Source organism: Micromonospora sp. NPDC049139 (genome assembly GCF_055586845.1).
The window spans coordinates 154,117-171,350 of the sequence record NZ_JBVJHK010000009.1 but is presented as its reverse complement, the minus strand read 5'-3'; the positions used below and the strand labels follow the sequence as shown (position 1 = coordinate 171,350).

At 70.3% G+C, this 17,234-nt stretch carries 14 protein-coding genes; 11 read left to right on the top strand and 3 right to left on the bottom strand.

The window, feature by feature from the left end; translation table 11 throughout:
• Positions 1-23 precede the first annotated feature (23 nt).
• From glgC to ACZ6Q9_RS17815, 3 genes are all read left to right on the top strand, one after another.
• The gene (gene glgC / locus ACZ6Q9_RS17825) at positions 24-1,256 is read left to right on the top strand and encodes a glucose-1-phosphate adenylyltransferase (protein WP_350706479.1); all 1,233 of its coding nucleotides are present in this window, start codon (positions 24-26) and stop codon (positions 1,254-1,256) included.
• Positions 1,253-2,899 carry a phosphoglucomutase (alpha-D-glucose-1,6-bisphosphate-dependent) gene (pgm, locus tag ACZ6Q9_RS17820; RefSeq protein ID WP_393452470.1) on the top strand — a complete coding sequence of 549 codons (1,647 nt, stop codon included), beginning with the start codon at positions 1,253-1,255 and terminating at the stop codon, positions 2,897-2,899. The genes glgC and pgm overlap by 4 nt, the downstream gene beginning before the upstream one ends.
• 79 nt (positions 2,900-2,978) lie before the next feature.
• Positions 2,979-3,518, top strand: coding sequence for a DapH/DapD/GlmU-related protein (locus ACZ6Q9_RS17815; RefSeq protein WP_357694754.1), 540 nt, complete (start codon positions 2,979-2,981; stop codon positions 3,516-3,518).
• Between the two features lie 17 nt (positions 3,519-3,535).
• On the opposite strand, the gene ACZ6Q9_RS17810 is transcribed toward ACZ6Q9_RS17815, so the two are convergent.
• The gene (locus ACZ6Q9_RS17810; RefSeq protein WP_393452476.1) at positions 3,536-4,465 is read right to left on the bottom strand and encodes an NAD(+)/NADH kinase; all 930 of its coding nucleotides are present in this window, start codon (positions 4,463-4,465) and stop codon (positions 3,536-3,538) included.
• 182 nt (positions 4,466-4,647) lie between these two features.
• Between ACZ6Q9_RS17810 and ACZ6Q9_RS17805 the strand changes: the two genes are divergently transcribed.
• Genes ACZ6Q9_RS17805 through ACZ6Q9_RS17790 form a run of 4 tightly spaced genes read left to right on the top strand, consistent with a single transcriptional unit; the run spans position 4,648 to position 9,559 of the window.
• Complete coding sequence (locus ACZ6Q9_RS17805) at positions 4,648-5,592, top strand: NAD-dependent epimerase/dehydratase family protein (RefSeq protein ID WP_393267516.1); 945 nt, start codon at positions 4,648-4,650, stop codon at positions 5,590-5,592.
• Between the two features lie 8 nt (positions 5,593-5,600).
• A complete protein-coding gene (locus ACZ6Q9_RS17800; RefSeq protein ID WP_393267513.1) occupies positions 5,601-7,025 on the top strand; it encodes a lipopolysaccharide biosynthesis protein in 1,425 nt (474 codons plus the stop codon).
• Positions 7,012-8,364 carry a glycosyltransferase gene (locus tag ACZ6Q9_RS17795; protein WP_393267510.1) on the top strand — a complete coding sequence of 451 codons (1,353 nt, stop codon included), beginning with the start codon at positions 7,012-7,014 and terminating at the stop codon, positions 8,362-8,364. The genes ACZ6Q9_RS17800 and ACZ6Q9_RS17795 overlap by 14 nt, the downstream gene beginning before the upstream one ends.
• Positions 8,357-9,559 carry a glycosyltransferase gene (locus tag ACZ6Q9_RS17790; RefSeq protein WP_393452479.1) on the top strand — a complete coding sequence of 401 codons (1,203 nt, stop codon included), beginning with the start codon at positions 8,357-8,359 and terminating at the stop codon, positions 9,557-9,559. Before ACZ6Q9_RS17795 ends, ACZ6Q9_RS17790 begins: the two co-directional genes overlap by 8 nt.
• A 102-nt stretch (positions 9,560-9,661) precedes the next feature.
• Here the strand turns inward: ACZ6Q9_RS17790 and ACZ6Q9_RS17785 are convergent, their stop codons facing one another.
• On the bottom strand, positions 9,662-11,008 hold the full coding sequence (locus tag ACZ6Q9_RS17785) for an O-antigen ligase family protein (RefSeq protein ID WP_393452482.1): 1,347 nt from the start codon (positions 11,006-11,008) through the stop codon (positions 9,662-9,664).
• Between the two features lie 4 nt (positions 11,009-11,012).
• Entirely contained in the window at positions 11,013-12,356 is a 1,344-nt protein-coding gene (locus ACZ6Q9_RS17780) for a glycosyltransferase family 4 protein (protein WP_393452484.1), read from the bottom strand.
• Positions 12,357-12,686: 330 nt separating this feature from the next.
• Between ACZ6Q9_RS17780 and ACZ6Q9_RS17775 the strand changes: the two genes are divergently transcribed.
• The 4 genes from ACZ6Q9_RS17775 to wecB are packed head-to-tail and all read left to right on the top strand — an operon-like array spanning position 12,687 to position 17,204.
• Positions 12,687-13,727: a polysaccharide biosynthesis protein gene (locus tag ACZ6Q9_RS17775; protein WP_396830190.1), complete on the top strand. Its 1,041-nt coding sequence runs from the start codon at positions 12,687-12,689 to the stop codon at positions 13,725-13,727.
• Complete coding sequence (locus tag ACZ6Q9_RS17770; protein WP_396830189.1) at positions 13,721-14,848, top strand: polysaccharide biosynthesis C-terminal domain-containing protein; 1,128 nt, start codon at positions 13,721-13,723, stop codon at positions 14,846-14,848. Before ACZ6Q9_RS17775 ends, ACZ6Q9_RS17770 begins: the two co-directional genes overlap by 7 nt.
• Entirely contained in the window at positions 14,845-16,083 is a 1,239-nt protein-coding gene (locus ACZ6Q9_RS17765; RefSeq protein ID WP_396830188.1) for a glycosyltransferase family 4 protein, read from the top strand. The genes ACZ6Q9_RS17770 and ACZ6Q9_RS17765 overlap by 4 nt, the downstream gene beginning before the upstream one ends.
• The gene (gene wecB, locus ACZ6Q9_RS17760) at positions 16,080-17,204 is read left to right on the top strand and encodes a non-hydrolyzing UDP-N-acetylglucosamine 2-epimerase (protein WP_393452495.1); all 1,125 of its coding nucleotides are present in this window, start codon (positions 16,080-16,082) and stop codon (positions 17,202-17,204) included. The genes ACZ6Q9_RS17765 and wecB overlap by 4 nt, the downstream gene beginning before the upstream one ends.
• The last annotated feature ends 30 nt before the right edge of the window (positions 17,205-17,234 follow it).

Here is a 17,234-nt window from a genome sequence, read left to right as displayed (position 1 = left end):
CGGCGGATGGTTAGCGTCGGAACATGGCTGCCAAGGTGCTCGCGATCGTCCTGGCCGGCGGAGAGGGCAAGCGCCTGATGCCGCTCACCACGGACCGGGCCAAGCCGGCCGTCCCGTTCGGCGGGATGTACCGCATGGTCGACTTCGTCCTCTCCAACCTGGCGAACGCCGGCTATCTGAAGATCGTCGTGCTGACCCAGTACAAGTCGCACTCGCTGGACCGGCACATCACCAAGACGTGGCGGATGTCGACGCTGCTCGGCAACTACGTCACCCCCGTGCCGGCGCAGCAGCGGCGCGGCCCGTGGTGGTTCGCCGGCTCCGCCGACGCGATCTACCAGAGCTTCAACCTGATCAACGACGAGCAGCCGGACCACGTGATCGTCTTCGGCGCCGACCACATCTACCGGATGGACCCGCGGCAGATGGTGGAGGACCACATCGCCTCCGGCGCCGGGGTCACCGTGGCCGGCATCCGGCAGCCGCTGTCGACGGCCGACCAGTTCGGCGTGATCGAGGTCGGCGAGGACGGCCGGCGGATCCGGGCGTTCCGCGAGAAGCCCACCGACGCGGTCGGCCTGCCCGACGCCCCCGACCAGATCTACGCCTCGATGGGCAACTACGTGTTCAGCACGAAGGCGCTGTGCGAGGCGGTCGAGCGCGACGCGGAGGACAAGACCAGCAAGCACGACATGGGCGGCAGCATCATCCCGATGCTGGTCGAGCGGGGCGAGGCCAACGTCTACGACTTCCGCGACAACGAGGTGCCGGGCAGCACCGACCGGGACCGCGGCTACTGGCGCGACGTGGGGACGCTCGACTCCTTCTACGACGCCCACATGGATCTGATCAACGTGCACCCGGTGTTCAACCTCTACAACTTCGAGTGGCCGATCTACACCGAGCAGCCGCCGTACCCGCCGGCGAAGTTCGTGCACCAGTGGGGCGAGCGGGTCGGCCGGGCGGTCGGCTCGATGGTCTCGCCCGGCGCGGTGATCTCCGGCTCGCTCGTGGAGAACTCGGTCGTGTCGCCGAAGGTGAAGGTGCACTCCTGGGCCCACGTGGACGGCGCGGTGCTGATGGAGGGGGTGGACATCGGCCGGCACGCGGTGGTCCGCCGGGCCATCCTCGACAAGAACGTGGTCGTGCCCGAGGGGGCCGAGATCGGCGTCGACCTGGAGAAGGACCGGCAGCGCTATACCGTCTCCGACAACGGCATCGTGGTGATCGGCAAGGGACAGAAGGTGGAACCGTGAGCAGTCATCCCCGGGCCGGCAAGCCCGCCCAGCCCGCCGACCTGGTCGACGTGCCGCGGCTGGTGACCGCCTACTACGCCGAGCACCCCGACTCGCAGGACCCGGCGCAGCAGGTCTCCTTCGGCACGTCCGGGCACCGCGGGTCGAGCCTGCGCAACGCGTTCAACTCCGACCACATCCTCGCGGTCACCCAGGCGCTCTGCGACTACCGGCGGGAGCGGGGCCTGGACGGCCCGCTGTTCGTCGGCCGCGACACCCACGCCCTCTCCGCCCCGGCCGCGGTGGACGCGCTGGAGGTGCTCGCCGCCAACGAGGTCACCGTGCTGCTGGACAGCCGGGACGGCTACACGCCCACCCCGGCGGTGTCGCACGCCATCCTCACCCACAACCGGGGGCGCACCAGCGGGCTGGCCGACGGCATCGTGATCACCCCGTCGCACAACCCGCCCGACGACGGCGGCTTCAAGTACAACCCCACCCACGGCGGGCCGGCGGACACCGACGTCACGAAGTGGATCCAGGACCGGGCCAACGCCATCCTGGCCGACGGGCTGAAGGAGGTCCGCCGGATCCCCTACGCGCGGGCCCGCGCCGCCGACACCACCGGGTCGTACGACTTCCTCGCCGGCTACGTCGACGACCTGCCGGCGGCGATCGACGTCGACGCGATCCGCGACGCCGGGGTGCGCATCGGCGCGGACCCGCTCGGCGGGGCGAGCGTCGCCTACTGGGGCGAGATCGCCGAGCGGCACCGGCTGGATCTGACCGTGGTCAACCCGACCGTCGACCCCACCTGGCGGTTCATGACCCTCGACGGCGACGGCAAGATCCGGATGGACTGCTCGTCGCCGAACGCGATGGCCTCGCTGATCGCGGCCCGCGCCGACTACCAGGTCTCCACCGGCAACGACGCCGACGCCGACCGGCACGGCATCGTCACCCCCGACGGCGGCCTGATGAACCCCAACCACTACCTCGCGGTGGCGATCGCCCACCTGTTCCGCACCCGGACGAACTGGGGCCCGGCCGCCGCGGTCGGCAAGACCCTGGTCTCCTCCTCGATGATCGACCGGGTCGCCGCCGACCTGGGCCGCCCGCTGCTGGAGGTGCCGGTCGGCTTCAAGTGGTTCGTCCCCGGGCTGCTCGACGGCGCGGTCGGCTTCGGCGGCGAGGAGAGCGCCGGCGCGTCATTCCTGCGCCGCGACGGGGGCACCTGGACCACCGACAAGGACGGCATCCTGCTCTGCCTCCTCGCCGCCGAGATCATCGCCACCACCGGCCGCACGCCGAGCCAGCACTGGGCGGAGCTGGCCGAGCGCTTCGGCGCGCCCGCGTACGCCCGGATCGACGCGCCGGCGACCCGGGAGCAGAAGGCCGTGCTCGGCAAGCTCTCGCCGGAGCAGGTGACCGCCACCGAGCTGGCCGGCGAGCCGATCACCGCGACCCTCACCGCCGCACCGGGCAACGGCGCGCCGATCGGCGGGCTCAAGGTCACCACCGACTCCGGCTGGTTCGCCGCCCGGCCGTCGGGCACCGAGGACGTCTACAAGATCTACGCCGAGTCGTTCCAGGGGCCGAAGCACCTGGAACGCATCCAGCAGGAGGCGAAGGACCTGGTCTCCGAGGTCCTCGCGAAGGCCTGACCGGGCGGCTCACATCACCCAACTCCGCGCGGGTCGTTAGCTCTGGTGTTCACACCGGGCTCCGAGCCGAGGGAGAGCAGTGTCCATACCTCTTCGCACCGCTGCCCGGATGATCCGGCGCCGGTGGGTCGCCGCCCGAGATCCGCAGGCCTATGCCCGGATGATCGGCGTCAACCTCAAGGGCCGGGTGACGTTCTACGGCATGAGCCTGGGCATGTTCGGCTCCGAACCCTGGCTGATAACGCTCGGCGACAACGTCCACATCACGGCCGGCGTGCAGTTCGTCACCCATGACGGCGGGACGCTCATCCTTCGTAAGGAACATCCCGACCTGGAGTGGACCGCCCCGATCACCGTTGGCGACGACGTCTACATCGGGATGCGGTCGCTCATCCTCCCGGGGGTCGGTATCGGCGACCGGTGTGTGATTGGCGCGGGCTCCGTCGTCACCACCGACATACCCGACAACACCGTGGCGGTGGGCGTCCCAGCCCGGCCGATCCGTACCACCGACGAGTACCTCGATCGGCTCAAGGCGAAGTCCCTGCGGGTCGGTCATCTGCCGGCGCAGGCGAAGGCCGAGGCGATCAAGAAGATCTACGGCATCGTGACCGGCTGACGGATCTGACGGCGCGGTCAGCGAGGCGGGGGAAGCTCCCGGCGGTTGAGCTGCTCGCGCATCCCTTCGGGGAGCAGCTCGCGCAGCTGGTCGGGCAGCAGCGGCAGGTCCAGCAGACTGAGCTTGAGCTGATTGCGCTCCTGGTACCGGCGCGGGTCCAGGCGGACCACCAGCCCCGCCTCCCGGCGGTAGCTGACGTCGATCGCACCCTCAGTGGCCGCCTCCCGGATCACCAGGCCGTCCATCTCCACCGCCACGGGAGCGGAGTCGGGCGTCAGCTCCAGCCGGATCCGTTCCTCCGGGGACAGCACCAGCGAACGGGAGATGCCGGCCATCGGCGCCGACGGGGTGACCACCACGGCCTGGGTGGCCGGGGACACCAGCGGGCCGCCAGCGGCGTAGCTGTATGCGGTCGATCCGGTCGGAGTGCTGACCACGAGCGCGTCGCAGCGGTAGTAGCCGTACTGCTGGCCGTCCACGGCGAGGGAGGCCGTGACGAAGCCGGAGCCGGGTTGGCGGACGAGCGCGACGTCGTTGAACGCCACGGCGTCGTCCCCGCAGACATCGCAGACCAGGCAGCTGTGTGCCTCCACCGTGAAGTCGCGGTTGGCCAGCCGGTCGAGCGCCTCCGGCAGCTCGTGCGGCTCGACCTCGACCAAGAACCCGAGCCGGCCCAGGTGCACCCCGAGCACCGGTTTCGGATCGCGAACCAGCGACCGGAGCGCGCCGAGCATGGTGCCGTCCCCGCCGACGCTGATCAGCGCGCTCACGCGCGCAGCCAGTTCGGCGGCGGGAACCGCCTGCACCGTCGGCGGCACCCGGTGCTGGTCCTCGAGACGCACGGCGACGTCGGTGCGGTGCCGAGCCGCCCAGTCGGCGATGATCTCGACGATATCGGAGGCGTCCCGCGTGGGGTGGAGCACCAGCCCGAGCAGGGTGCGGTCCATGCGTACAGCTCATCACACCGGTGCGCCGGTCGGTGGGTGTACCGGGAGGTGACCGCGCCTTTCAGGAGCTGCCCGGTTGCCCAGCGTCCCCGCCGTGACCTGCGCAGACCCTGTTCGTTGTCTCCAGGAGACGGACCCGGCGCTCCGGGTCGACACGACGCGGGTAGGCGAGGAGAACATCGTTGAAGGTAGTCGTGACGGGGGGCGCTGGCTTCATCGGCGCCAATCTGCTCCATACGCTGGTCGACAACCCGCTGATGGACGAGTTGGTGGCCGTCGACGACCTCTCGACCGGGTCGCTGGACAACCTCACCGACCTGCCGGTCCGGTTGCTGCGTGGCACCGTTCTGGACGCGAAGGTGCTGGACGCAGCGCTGGCCGGCGCGGACTGCGTCGTGCACCTGGGCGCGTTGGGGTCAGTGCCGCGGTCGATCGACAATCCGCTGGCCAGTCACCATGCCAACGCGACCGGCACCCTGATGGTGTTGGAGGCGGTGCGGCGGCACGATGTTCCGCACGTCATCGTCGCCTCGTCGTCGTCCGTCTACGGCGCCAACCCCGTTCTGCCCCGGCAGGAAGCGCTCCGGCCGATGCCGGTGAGCCCGTACGCCGTGTCGAAGCTGGCGACAGAGGCCTACGCCCTCGCCCACGCCTCCTGCTACGACCAAGCGGTACTGGCGTTCCGCTTCTTCAATGTCTTCGGCCCCCGGCAGGCCGCGTACCATGCGTATGCCGCAGTGGTGCCGAGATTCGTGTCGGCGGCGCTGGTCGGCGAACCGGTGCGGATTCACGGCGATGGCCGGCAGACCCGCGACTTCACCTATGTCGGCAGCGTCACCTCGGTTATCGCGGATGCGATTGTCCGGCGGGTCTCGGCGCCCGACGTGGTGAACCTGGCCTTCGGGGAGCGGGTCTCACTACTCGACCTGGTTGCGGAACTGGAGTCCGTGCTGGGGCGCCCGCTCGACCGGGTGCACGAGCCACCGCGTTCGGGAGACGTGCGTGACTCCCAGGCCGACTCGACCCGCCTGCGTGAGCTCTTCCCTTCCCCCCGTCGGTACACCATGCGGGAAGGACTCCAGGCGACGGTCGACTGGATGTCCGACCGCGTTCTGGTCCGTCACTGAACTTGGCCATGCTCCCCACACCCCCCAGGACCCTCGACCGCGACGTCCCGACCGGCGAGCCACCGAACCCGTCCTCTGCGGACCGGGACGGCGCGGCCCGGAGTCGCCGTCTCGCCTCCGGAATCGCCACCGCCGTTCTCGGCCGGGCCATCGGGGTCGTCGTCCCGTTGCTGCTGATCCCCGTCACCCTCTCCTACCTGGGATCGGAGCGTTACGGCCTGTGGTCCGCCGTGCTGGCGCTGGCTGGCATGGCCGCCTTCGCGGACTTGGGCCTCGGCAACGGCCTGATGACGAAGCTGACCCTGTGCCACGGCACCGGCGACAGCGAAGGTGCGCGCCGCTACCTCTCCAGCGCGTACCTCCTCATCCTGGCGGTGGCGGCTGCGCTGTGTGCGTTGCTCTGGCTGACGGCTCCGGCCCTGCCGTGGTCGTCCCTGCTCGGGCTGCCGGGGAACATGAGTCCTGGAGAGGTTCGCGGCATGGTCCTGGTGGGCCTGACCGCCATCCTGCTGAACATCCCCTTGTCGCTGATAACCCGCGTCCAGTACGCCTTTCAGCAGGTGTCGGCGAGCAACATGTGGCAGGCGGCGGGCAGCGTGCTGGCCCTGCCGCTTGTGTTGCTCGCGGTGTGGTCCGGGCAGCCGCCCGTCGTGGTGGTCGGGGCGGCAGTCATCGGTCCGCTCCTGACGAACCTCGCCAACTCCGTGTGGGTGTACGGATACCGGATGCCGGAGATCCGCCCCCGGTTCAGCCTCGTGGACCGGCGTCTCGCCCGGGGCCTGCTCGGACTCAGTGGGATGTTCTTCGTGCTGACTGTCGTGATGTCGGCGGCCAACAACGCGGACACCCTGATCATCGCGCGGACACTGGGGCTGGAGCAGGTCACGGCGTACGCCGTGCCCGCCAAGGTTCTGGCGCAGGCCGGAATGCTGGTCGGGCTGGTGAACGTGCCGCTGTGGCCGGCCAACGGCGAAGCCCTCGCCCGGCGCGACCTGGCCTGGGTCTACCGGACCGTACGTCGGATGACGTTGATCTCCACGGCCGTCACGCTGGTGCCCTCGGTCGGTCTGGTGATCGTCGGCGGCCCGTTCTTCTCCGCCTGGCTCTCCGTTCCTCTGGGCGGGGACCGGTGGCTCCTCGGTGGTCTGGCGCTGTGGTGGGTGCTGCTTGCCGGCATTTCGCCCCGATTCATGGTGCAGAACGCGATGGGCCTGGTCCGACCGCAACTGCTCGGCTGGGTGGCGTATCTGGTCGTCTCCCTGGTCGGGAAGTGGTGGGCCGCGACCCGGTGGGGGATCACGGCGCTGCCGTACGTTGCCGTGGCCACCTATCTGGTCACGGTGCTGCCCGCCGCCATCTACGGCTACCGAAAGGCACTGAGAATGTCCAGCTCGCCGATGGCAGACCTGGAGGTGGCGCGTGCGGCTCGATGACGACTACCCACGAGTGCTGGTGGTGGGAGCAAAACCGTTCAGTCGATCGACGAACGAGGGGATCACCCTGTCGAACCTCTTCCAGGGATGGCCCGTCGACCGGCTCGCTCAGGTGCACACCGTCGAGGGAGTCCGCTCCGCGGACGTATGCGCGTCGTTCTACCACTTCGGGCTGCGGAACTTCCCCGTCGACCACGCGTTGCGCAGGGTGCTCGGCGCGGTCGGCGGGCCGACCGGCGCCGTCGCGGCGTCAGGCGGGACGGCAGCCGCGCGTCGAGGCAGCACCTCTCGGCTCATGACTCAGCTGCGGGCCGCGGCGGACCTGACCCCGAGCCGGTTCCCCGACGACCTGGCACCGTGGCTGCGCCGGCATCGGCCCGACCTGGTCTACTCGCTGTTGGGCAGCGTCCGTGTGAACAGGCTGGCCGTGCGGATCGCCCGTGATCTCGGGGTTCCCCTCGTACCACACTTCATGGACGACTGGCCGAGCACCAACTACGGCTCCGGTGAGTTGTTCGGGCTGGCCCGGGCGTCGCTGCTGCGCACGCTGCGCGCCGCGATGCGGATGGCGCCCCGCGGCATGTGCATCAGCCAGCCGATGGCAGATGAATACCAACGCCAGTACGGCATTCCCTTTGGCGCCTTCGCCAACTGCGTCGACGACACCGCTTTCGCGGACGGCCCGCCGGACGACACCGGGCGGCCGTCGTCCTGGCCGGTGGAGTTGGTCTACGTCGGCGGACTGCATCTGGGCCGCTGGCAGACGCTGGCGCGGATCGCCGAGGTGCTGGACCGGTCGGCCCAAGAGGAGCCGCCCGTGCTCCGGCTTACCGTGTACGCGCCGGAGCACGACCTGTCGCAGTTCAGGGAGGCGTTCGGCGGACGTCGGTCGGTGCGCCTCGACCGATGGCTGCACAGCGACGAGGTGCCCAAGGTCCTGCACACGGCGGACGTGCTCGTGCACGTCGAGTCTTTCGCGCCCGCCCACCGGCGGTACACGCGGCTTTCGCTGTCCACGAAGATCCCGCAGTACCTGGCTGCGGGGCGGCCGATCCTCGGCTTCGGGCCCGCCGAGGTCGCCTCCATGCGGCACATCGCCGACGCGCAGGCCGGTGTCGTGGTGGGGAAGGACGACCCGGAGCCGTTGTCGCGGGCCCTGCGCCAACTCAGGGACGCCGGCCTGCGCCACACCTGGGGACGTAACGGCCTGGATCACGCCCGCCGGCACCACCGCCGGGAGACGCTGAGCAGACGGTTCGCCGAGTTCCTGGGCGAGGCCAGCGGTACGGGCGCGGGCGCCGGCAAGGATCCGACCGACCGGGAGGGCCACGATGGGTGAGTCCACGGTTCGCCGGCGGGACTGGGTGGCGTACGTCGGCCCGTTCCAGTTTCCCTGGGGACAGCCCGGATCCCGGCGTGTCTTCGGCATCGCCGGCTCCCTCGCCAGCGCGGGATACCACGTGGTGGTCGCGAGCGGTGAGGAGAGCCCTCGAGTGGTCACCACGCTGGAGGGCGTTGACGGGCCTGGCTCCGTCTCGTACCTCGGGCTCGGGGAGACGACCTCGCCTGGCGGCTCGCTCCTGGCCCGGACCGTGCACTTCGCCGTGCGGCTCGGCCGGCGTACCGTGGACTGGCTGGACACCCAGCCGACGCCTCCCTCGCACGTGGTCGTCTATGGCGGCGCGGCGCAGTACATGCTTCACCTGCGCCGCTGGTGCCGGCGGCACGCGGTCCCGCTGCTGGCCGACGTGGTCGAGTGGTACGACCCCCGGCACCTGCGGGGCGGCTTCCTCGGCCCGCTGCACCTCAGTTCAGAAACGGCCATGCGGTACTTCTACCCGCGCTGCGCCGGGATCATCGCGATCAGCTCCTATCTCGAGGACTACTACCGGCAGCTCGGCACGAACGTCGTCCGGGTGCCGCCGACGCTCGACGTGCGCACCCTGCGGGTCGGCCCGGCGGTCCCTCGGAAGCGGGTCGACCTGTCCCTGGTCTACTCCGGTACGCCAGGCCGAAAGGACCTGCTGGGCACGATGGTCCGCGCGGTCGACCGGCTCGAGCGAAGGGGCGCGGCGATCGAACTGCGGGTCTACGGCCCTACCGTGACGCAGGTCCGGGACCTGGCGGGCCTCGGCCGCCTCCCGCAGGGAGTCGACGTACGGGGTCGGCTGGCCCAGCAGGAGGTACCGCTGGCCCTACGGGACGCCGACTTCAGCGTGATTCTGCGTCGACCCGAGCGGTTCGCGCAGGCTGGGTTCCCCACCAAGTTCTGTGAGAGCCTCGCCAACGGCACACCGGTGATCGCCAACCTGACCAGTGATCTTGGCACCTATCTGCGTCACGGCGTCGAGGGCCTGGTGTGCGACGGCTGGTCGGAAGCGGAACTGGCCACTGCGCTACACGCCGCGCTGGAGCTGACCCGGACGCAGCGGGAGGCCATGCGAGAAGCCGCCCGGGTGCAGGCGCTGGATTCGTTCGACTACCGAGCCTACGCTCCTCGGCTCGCCACTCTCCTGGAGTCGGCCCGCCCCTGACGGCGGAAGTGGTCACCAAACCGCGCGGGCAGCCGATGTCGCGGGTCGTCCGCCCGGCTCCGAGCCGGCCAGGTCTCCGTCAGTGGCGCGTCGGAGAACGATTCACGCTTGGCGGGCGGTGCCTGCCGCGAACTGTCCCCGAGCCGTCGGAGACCGATGCCGCCCGGGTTTCCGCCCGGTTCTATTTGTCGCGATCGCCACGGAGGAGAGCAGCGCGAGCACCAGCCACGAGCCCTGCGCGTACTCCCAGTGGCCGCTCATCCAGATCGGCAGCAGGCTCATCGCGAAGAGGCCGGCCGCTATCCTGCCGACGTGTCCGGCTTGTCGGGCGGCTGCGGCGAGGGCTGTGGCGACGGCTGAGCCGTAGAGGAGAACACCGACCAGACCGAGGTCGGTGCCTACGGCGAGAAGCAGATTGTGCGGGCCGATCTGAAACGGGTTGACCATGCGGAAGACTCCGGGGCCGAGCCCCGTGAAGGGTTGCTCCATCCACGCCGATACGCCGAGCGGCCACACCTCGAGTCTGCCGGACAGGTCACCGGTCTCGCGGCCGAAGAGGGTGTCGAGCCGTTGCGCGATTGCGCTGAATCTGCTGGCGGCCGTGAACGGAACCAGGAGGATCAGCACGGGAACGCAAACGCGTGCCACCGCCCACGCCAGCGGCGAGCTGATCGCTGTCAGGGCGAGGAACGACGCGCCCAGGATGAGCCCGAGCGTGGCGCCTTTGGATCCCGTCAGCAGAACGCCGTACACGAATGCCAGGAGGGCTCCGACAAGCGTTGCTCGTATGACGTGCGACCGCAGACCGACCCGAAGAAGGACGACTGCGAGCACTGCCCCCGTCACGAACGTGTACGAGGTGTAGTTGATGTTGATGCCGTCCACGCCGTAGCGGATGTTGTAGTCGAGGAGCGCATCGCGGTGGTCGGCGTTGCTGCGGGCGCCGAGGATCAACGTGACAGATGTGGCGGCGCAACCGGCCAGGTGGGCGAAGGCCACGGTAAGGAGGTGGGTCCTGTTGGTAACGACGTGTCGGGCTGCGATGAAGACCAGGCACGCGGAGGCGTACAGGTAGGCGAGCCACCAGGTGATCGAGGGGTCGACCGTGCCGAGCATCGTGCTGGCAAGGGCCCACACGGCGGTGAGACCTGCCAGGACATCGGCGAGGTGGAGGCGCGGCAGACGGCAACTGACCAGGATTGCGATCACTGCGGCTGCGCCACCGTAGGTGGCGGCCAGCTTCGGCGACCAGGCGGCAACGAAGGCCACCGCACAGATCAACACCAGTCCCGGGAGTTCTCTGGCGGGAAACAGCCCGTTCGGTCGTCGCCCGGTGCCGGCGCCGTTTTCGCGTCGCTGAGAAGCGTGATGCGGAAAGGGGGAAGGGAAGGTTCGTCGTTGGTCCTCCGTCACAAGGGCAGTGGGACCGAACGTCGGAGGAATCGTCATCAGACTACTTCCCCTTCGAGGTGGACACCGTCGACGCGCCGCGACGCGAGGTCTCGCGGGTGCGGCGCTGGTCCGACGAGCCGTGACCGTTGGCGGTGGTGTCGCGCAGGGATCGGTAGAAGACGTCGCGCCGTCGCCTGAGAGCCTCCTCGGAGAAGTCGCGGGCGCGAGTGAGGTTGCGGGCAGAAGCCTGGGCTCGCCGTGCTGGTTCGTTGAGCAGACGCCCTATCGCATCCGCCAAGGCGACGTGGTCGTCCGGAGCAACGATGTCCTGACTCGCGAGCAGCTCGGGGATGCCTCCCACCGAGGATCCGACGGCGGGTAGACCCCGAGCCATCGCCTCGACCAATGCCTTGGGAAGCCCCTCGGTGCGCGACGGCATCGCGAACAGGTCGGCTTGGTCGAGGTATCGCCGGACCTGCGCTCCCGCGGGAACGGATCCGACGAACTCGATCCGGTGACGCACGCCGAGCTGAGTGGCCAGTTGCTCCAACCGGGCCTGTTGCCGGCCCGTTCCCAGATGGACGCACCGCACCGGCAATCCGGCCGCGACGAGTCGAGCAAGAGCCATTATCAGGGTGTCGATGCCCTTGTAGAGCATCTCCAACGAGCCGACCGAGACGACGACGTACTCATCGCGTTGCACGAGCTGAGGAGGCTCGGTCACGAAGGCGTCCGGTGGCAACTCCACGCTCGAGTACGCCGCGGTCACGGCGTTCTTCCCGGCCGGATACCGTCGTTGCAGGTACCGCTCCGTTACGTAGGAGACTCCGACCGCGGTGCGGCACTGGTGCCGCAACAACGTCGTGTGACGCCACCTCAACCACGGCCGGAGGGGATGGCTGACGACGCCCGGTGCGTAGACCGTGTACGGGTCCGCCATGACCTCGACGGCATAGGGCAGACCCGAGCGCTCCCGCGCCGCAGCCAGGAGCGAGCCCAGTACCGTGGGCGCACGCAGTATGAGGACCGCATGCGGGTCGTCGGCGTCGCGCAGTGCGCGAACGACTGCCGCTCGACGGCGGACGTACTGCCAGGGCCCGAGGTAGTGAGGTATCGGCCGCACGAGCACGCGGTGCCCGTCCACTCGATGTGAGTCCGGCGGCATGGAGGGCACCTCCGCCACGCGCGCGAGCACCACCACCTCGGCGAATGCGGAAAGGTAGCGGGTGAAGAAGCCGTACCCCGGCCCTTCTCGCGTCCAGATCGCGCCATCCGGCGTCCGGGCGAACCGTGCTTCGACGGCGATCAGAGCTTTCATGTCGAGTCGTCCACCCGGCTCGTACGGCTCGTCCAAGGGCGGGAAGCCCGCCTTTGTCGGTGCTGGCTCGGGACTGCTGTCGAGCATGGTGCTCCTATGTCTGGCGAGGCTGTCGGGGTGCGGCGACGTGCACCGATGGGGCGCCAACAGAGACCACAAATGCGTGGGAAAGACGCTGTCTGAGTCCTACCAGGTTCTGTAGTGCCGATTGGGACTTTCACGAATTTCGTACTGTCACTGTCTCGCATGGCCGGGGAGCGAGGGCTGCGGCAACCTTCTTGGGCTTGACGGTGCTTCTTTGAGTGTTTTGGGCGTTTCTGCGGCTGCCTGGACTCGTTGCCCGTGGTGTGGCCGGCGGGCCGGCTGACCTGCCGCACCGGCAACAAGATCTGCTACGAGCCAGACGGGGAGCAACCAGTGACGTATTCGACCACCGGCCGCCGGGTCCTCATCACCGGCGGCACGGGTTCCTTCGGCAAGACGATGGTGCGCCGGCTCCTCGACCGCGGCGTCGGCGAGGTCCGGGTGCTCAGCCGCGACGAGGCCAAACAGGACGACATGCGCCGGCTGCTCAGCGACGACCGGGTCCGCTACCACGTCGGGGACGTGCGCGACTACGACTCGGTCCTGCGGGCCAGTCGAGGCATCGACTACATCTTCCACGCGGCGGCCCTGAAGCAGGTCCCGTCGTGCGAGTTCTTCCCGCTGGAGGCAGTGCGGACCAACATCCTGGGCAGCGCCAACGTCGTCGAGGCGGCGGAGCGCAACGGGGTGGGGTCGGTGGTCGTGCTGAGCACCGACAAGGCCGTCTACCCGGTGAACGCGATGGGCATGAGCAAGGCCCTGATGGAGAAGGTGGCCCAGGCGCACGCCCGGAACAACCCGAACAGCGCCACCACGGTCTCGTGCGTCCGGTACGGCAACGTCATGTACTCGCGCGGCTCGGTGATCCCGCTCTTCATCGAGCAGATCAAGGCAGGCCGGGCGCCCACGGTCACCGACCCGGGGATGACGCGGTTCCTGATGTCGCTGGCCGACTCGGTGGAACTGGTCGAGCACGCCTTCCAGCACGCCCGGCCCGGCGACATCTTCATCCGCAAGGCTGCCGCCTGCACCATCGGCGACCTGGCGGAGGCGGTCTGCGAGCTGTTCGACGTGCCCGCCAAGCTCGACGTGATCGGCGTACGGCACGGCGAGAAGCAGGACGAGACGCTGGCGAGCCGGGAGGAACTCGCCCAGGCCGACGACTTCGGCGACTTCCTCCGGGTGCCGCTGGACGCCCGCGACCTCAACTACGCGCTCTACGTGGACGAGGGCGAGCTGGGTGCGGGGCTGGCGGAGGACTTCAACTCCGCCAACGCGCCGCGGATGGGCGTACCGCAGATCATCGAGCTGTTGAAGACGCTGCCCGAGGTCCGCGCGGAGCTGGCCCTGCGGGACCCGGTGCTGGCGTGCTGAGGCTCGCGGTCACCGGAGCCGGCGGCTTCCTGGGCTGGCACGTACGGGTGCTGCTGCGCGTCCTCGGCTGGCCGGAGCCGGTCGTCGTCACCCGGGCAGAACTGGCCGACCCGCAGCGGGTCGCGGCGAAGGTCGGCGGGGTCGACCGGGTGCTGCACCTGGCCGGGGTCAACCGGGGCGAGCCGGCGGACGTGTCCGCCGGCAACGTGCAGCTCGCGGCCCAGCTCGCGCAGGGTCTCAAGCACTGCCCGACGCCGCCCGGCACGGTGGTCTTCGCCAACTCGGTGCAGGCCGGCAACGGCACGCCCTACGGCGACGCGAAGGCTGCCGCCGCCGGCATCCTGGCCGACACGGGCCTGCCGGTCGAGGACGTCCTGCTGCCGAACCTGTACGGGGAACACGGGCGGCCGTTCTACAACTCCGCGGTCGCGACCTTCTGTCGGCTGCTCGCCGAGGGCGGCCGGCCGGAGGTGCACGCCGACCGGGAGCTGAGCCTGGTACACGTCACCGACGCGGCGGCCCGACTCGTCGGCGTTCCCGCCGGGGGATCGTGGGATCCGGCCATGCCGGCGCTGCGGATCGGCGTGCGGGCCCTCGCCGACCGGCTCGCCGACGTGGCCGCCACCTACCGGACGGGGGAGATCCCGGCTCTGCTGGACCGGCACGACGTCCGGCTGTTCAACACGTACCGGTCGCACTGCTTCCCCGCGCACTATCCGCTGGTGCTGCCGCGCCGGGCGGACACCCGGGGCGAGCTGGTCGAGACGGTCAAGGCGCACGGTGGAGGGGGCCAGACCTTCTGCTCCACGACCCGTCCCGGCATCACCCGGGGCGAGCACTTCCACCTGGCCAAGATGGAGCGCTTCGTCGTGCTGCACGGCACGGCCGAGATCAGCCTGCGCAGGGTCGGCGACACCGAGGTGGTGCGGTTTCCCGTCTCCGGCGACGAGCCGGTGCTGGTGGACATGCCGACCATGTGGGTGCACAAGCTGGTCAACACCGGATCGGACGAGCTGGTCACCATGTTCTGGACGAACGAGGTGTTCGACCCGGGCCGGCCGGACACCTGGCCCGAGCCAGTGGAGGGTCCCCGGCCGGAGCAGCCGGTGGTCGACGCGTGAGGATCGGCCTGGTCAGCCAGTGGTATCCGCCGGAAGGGGTGTTCATCCCCGGCAACCTGGCGCGCCAGCTGGCGGAGCGGGGCCACGAGGTGCGGGTGCTCACCACCTTTCCGAGCTACCCGCACGGCCGCATCTTCCCGGGCTGGCGGCAACGCTGGCGGCACACCGAGGCTGACGGCCCGGTCACCGTCCGGCGGGTCCCCGCCTACCCCAGCCACGACACGTCCGCCGCCCGGCGCGCGCTGAGCCACCTCTCCTTCGGGGCCAGCAGCGCGCTGGGCGGCGTCCGTTGGTTGGCCGGCGTCGACGTCACCTACGTCTACCACCCGCCGCCCACCTCGTTCGCCGCGGCGGCGATCGCCCGCGCGGCCCGGCGTACGCCGATCGTGCTCCACGTGCAGGACCTGTGGCCGGAGTCCGTGCTCGGGTCGGGCATGGCGCCGACCGGCCGGGCCGGCCGGACATTGCAGCGGGGGATCGCCGCGCTGATGCGCGCGACGTACCGCATGGCCAGCGCCGTCGTGGTGATCTCGCCGGCGATGGCCGATCTGGTGGTGGCCCGTGGCGCGGACCCGGCCCGGGTCCGGGTGGTGTGGAACTGGACCGACGACGCGCTGTTCCGGCCGGTGCCGGCCACCGACGCGGCCCGCGCGGCGCTCGGCCACCGTGGACGCTGCACGGTGATGTTCGCCGGCAACATCGGCCTGTTGCAGGGCATCGAGACCGCGATCCGGGCGGCGGCCGCTGCCCGCGACCGGATCGACCTGGTGCTGGTCGGCTCCGGCGCGGACGAGGACGCCGCCCGACGGCTCGCCGCAGACCTCGGTGCCGACAACGTCCGCTTCGTCGGCCGGCGCCCGGCCGAGCAGATGGCCGAGCTGTACGCCGCCGCGGACTGGCAGCTCGTCTGCCTGCGCGACCTGCCCGCGTTGCGCGGCAGCATCCCGTCGAAGCTGCAGGCCGCCCTGGCCTGCGGCGCCCCGGTGATCGCCTCCGTGGGCGGCGACGCCGCGGCCCTGGTCCGCTCGACCGGCGTCGGGCTGGTCTCCCCGCCGGGGGACTGGCAGGCGCTCGCCGCGCGGTTCTCCGTCGCGGCGGCCGAGTCCGCGGCGGCGCGGGCGGAGCTGGGTCTGCGGGCCCGGCGCGTCTATCAGGAGCGCATGTCGCTGCGGGTGGGCGTGGACCAGTTCGAGGACATCATGAGCAAGCTGGCAGCAGAGAGAGGACGGGCATGACCCGGATCATGACGGTGGTCGGCACCCGACCCGAGATCATCCGGTTGTCCCGGGTGATCGCCCGGCTCGACGACACGGTGGAGCACCTGCTGGTGCACACGGGGCAGAACTGGGACAGCACGCTCTCCGACGTCTTCTTCAAGGAGCTGCGGCTGCGCGAGCCGGACCGGTTCCTGCGGGTGGACACCTCGTCGCTCGGTCGCGTGCTGGGCGGCGTGCTGGTCGGCATGGAGGCGGCCATCACCGAGACGCGGCCGGACGCGCTGCTCGTGCTCGGCGACACCAACAGCTGCATCGCCGCACTGATGGCCCGGCGGATGCGGGTGCCGGTCTACCACATGGAGGCCGGCAACCGCTGCTTCGACCTGAACGTCCCGGAGGAGACGAACCGGCGGCTGGTCGACCACGTCGCCGACTTCAACCTGGTCTACACCGAGCACGCCCGGCGCAACCTGCTGGCCGAGGGGCTGCACCCGCGCCGGATCCTGCACACCGGCTCGCCCATGCGGGAGGTGCTGGAGCACTACCGGCCGGACATCGGCGCGTCGGCGGTCCTGCGGCAGCTCGACCTCGCGCCCGGCCGGTACTTCGTGGTCAGCGCGCACCGCGAGGAGAACGTCGACCAGCCGGCCCGCCTCCAGCGTCTGCTCGACTGCCTCCGGGCGGTCCGTGACCGGTGGGGGTATCCGGTGCTGGTCTCCACGCACCCGCGCACCCGCAAGCGGTTGGAGGCGTTGGCGCCGGACGCGACCGCCCTGGAGGGGATCGCGTTCCACGAGCCGTTCGGCCTCTTCGACTACGTGCACCTCCAGACCAGGGCCTACTGCACGCTCTCCGACAGCGGCACGATCAGCGAGGAGGCCGCGATCCTCGGTTTCCCCGCCGTGACGCTGCGCGAGTCGATCGAGCGTCCCGAGGCGTTGGACGCCGGCGGGATCATCATGACCGGGCTCGACCCGCAGGGCGTGGTCGAGGCGGTCGAGGTGACCGTGGACCAGGTCGCCGCCCAGGGGGTGCCGTGCCCGGTCGACTACCGGGTCCCGGACACCTCCCGTCGGGTGGTCGACTTCATCCTCTCCACCGTTCGGCGGCACCACGACTGGGCGGGCATCCGCCGCTGAGGTACGACAGGGCCGGCGACCGGAACTCCG

Coding starts and splice junctions, on each gene's coding strand:
- glgC (WP_350706479.1), top strand. CDS start 24: ATGGCTGCCAAGGTGCTCGCGATCGTCCTGGCCGGCGGAGAGGGCAAG.
- ACZ6Q9_RS17810 (WP_393452476.1), bottom strand. CDS start 4,465: ATGGACCGCACCCTGCTCGGGCTGGTGCTCCACCCCACGCGGGACGCC.
- ACZ6Q9_RS17800 (WP_393267513.1), top strand. CDS start 5,601: ATGCTCCCCACACCCCCCAGGACCCTCGACCGCGACGTCCCGACCGGC.
- ACZ6Q9_RS17790 (WP_393452479.1), top strand. CDS start 8,357: ATGGGTGAGTCCACGGTTCGCCGGCGGGACTGGGTGGCGTACGTCGGC.
- ACZ6Q9_RS17785 (WP_393452482.1), bottom strand. CDS start 11,008: ATGACGATTCCTCCGACGTTCGGTCCCACTGCCCTTGTGACGGAGGAC.
- ACZ6Q9_RS17780 (WP_393452484.1), bottom strand. CDS start 12,356: ATGCTCGACAGCAGTCCCGAGCCAGCACCGACAAAGGCGGGCTTCCCG.
- wecB (WP_393452495.1), top strand. CDS start 16,080: ATGACCCGGATCATGACGGTGGTCGGCACCCGACCCGAGATCATCCGG.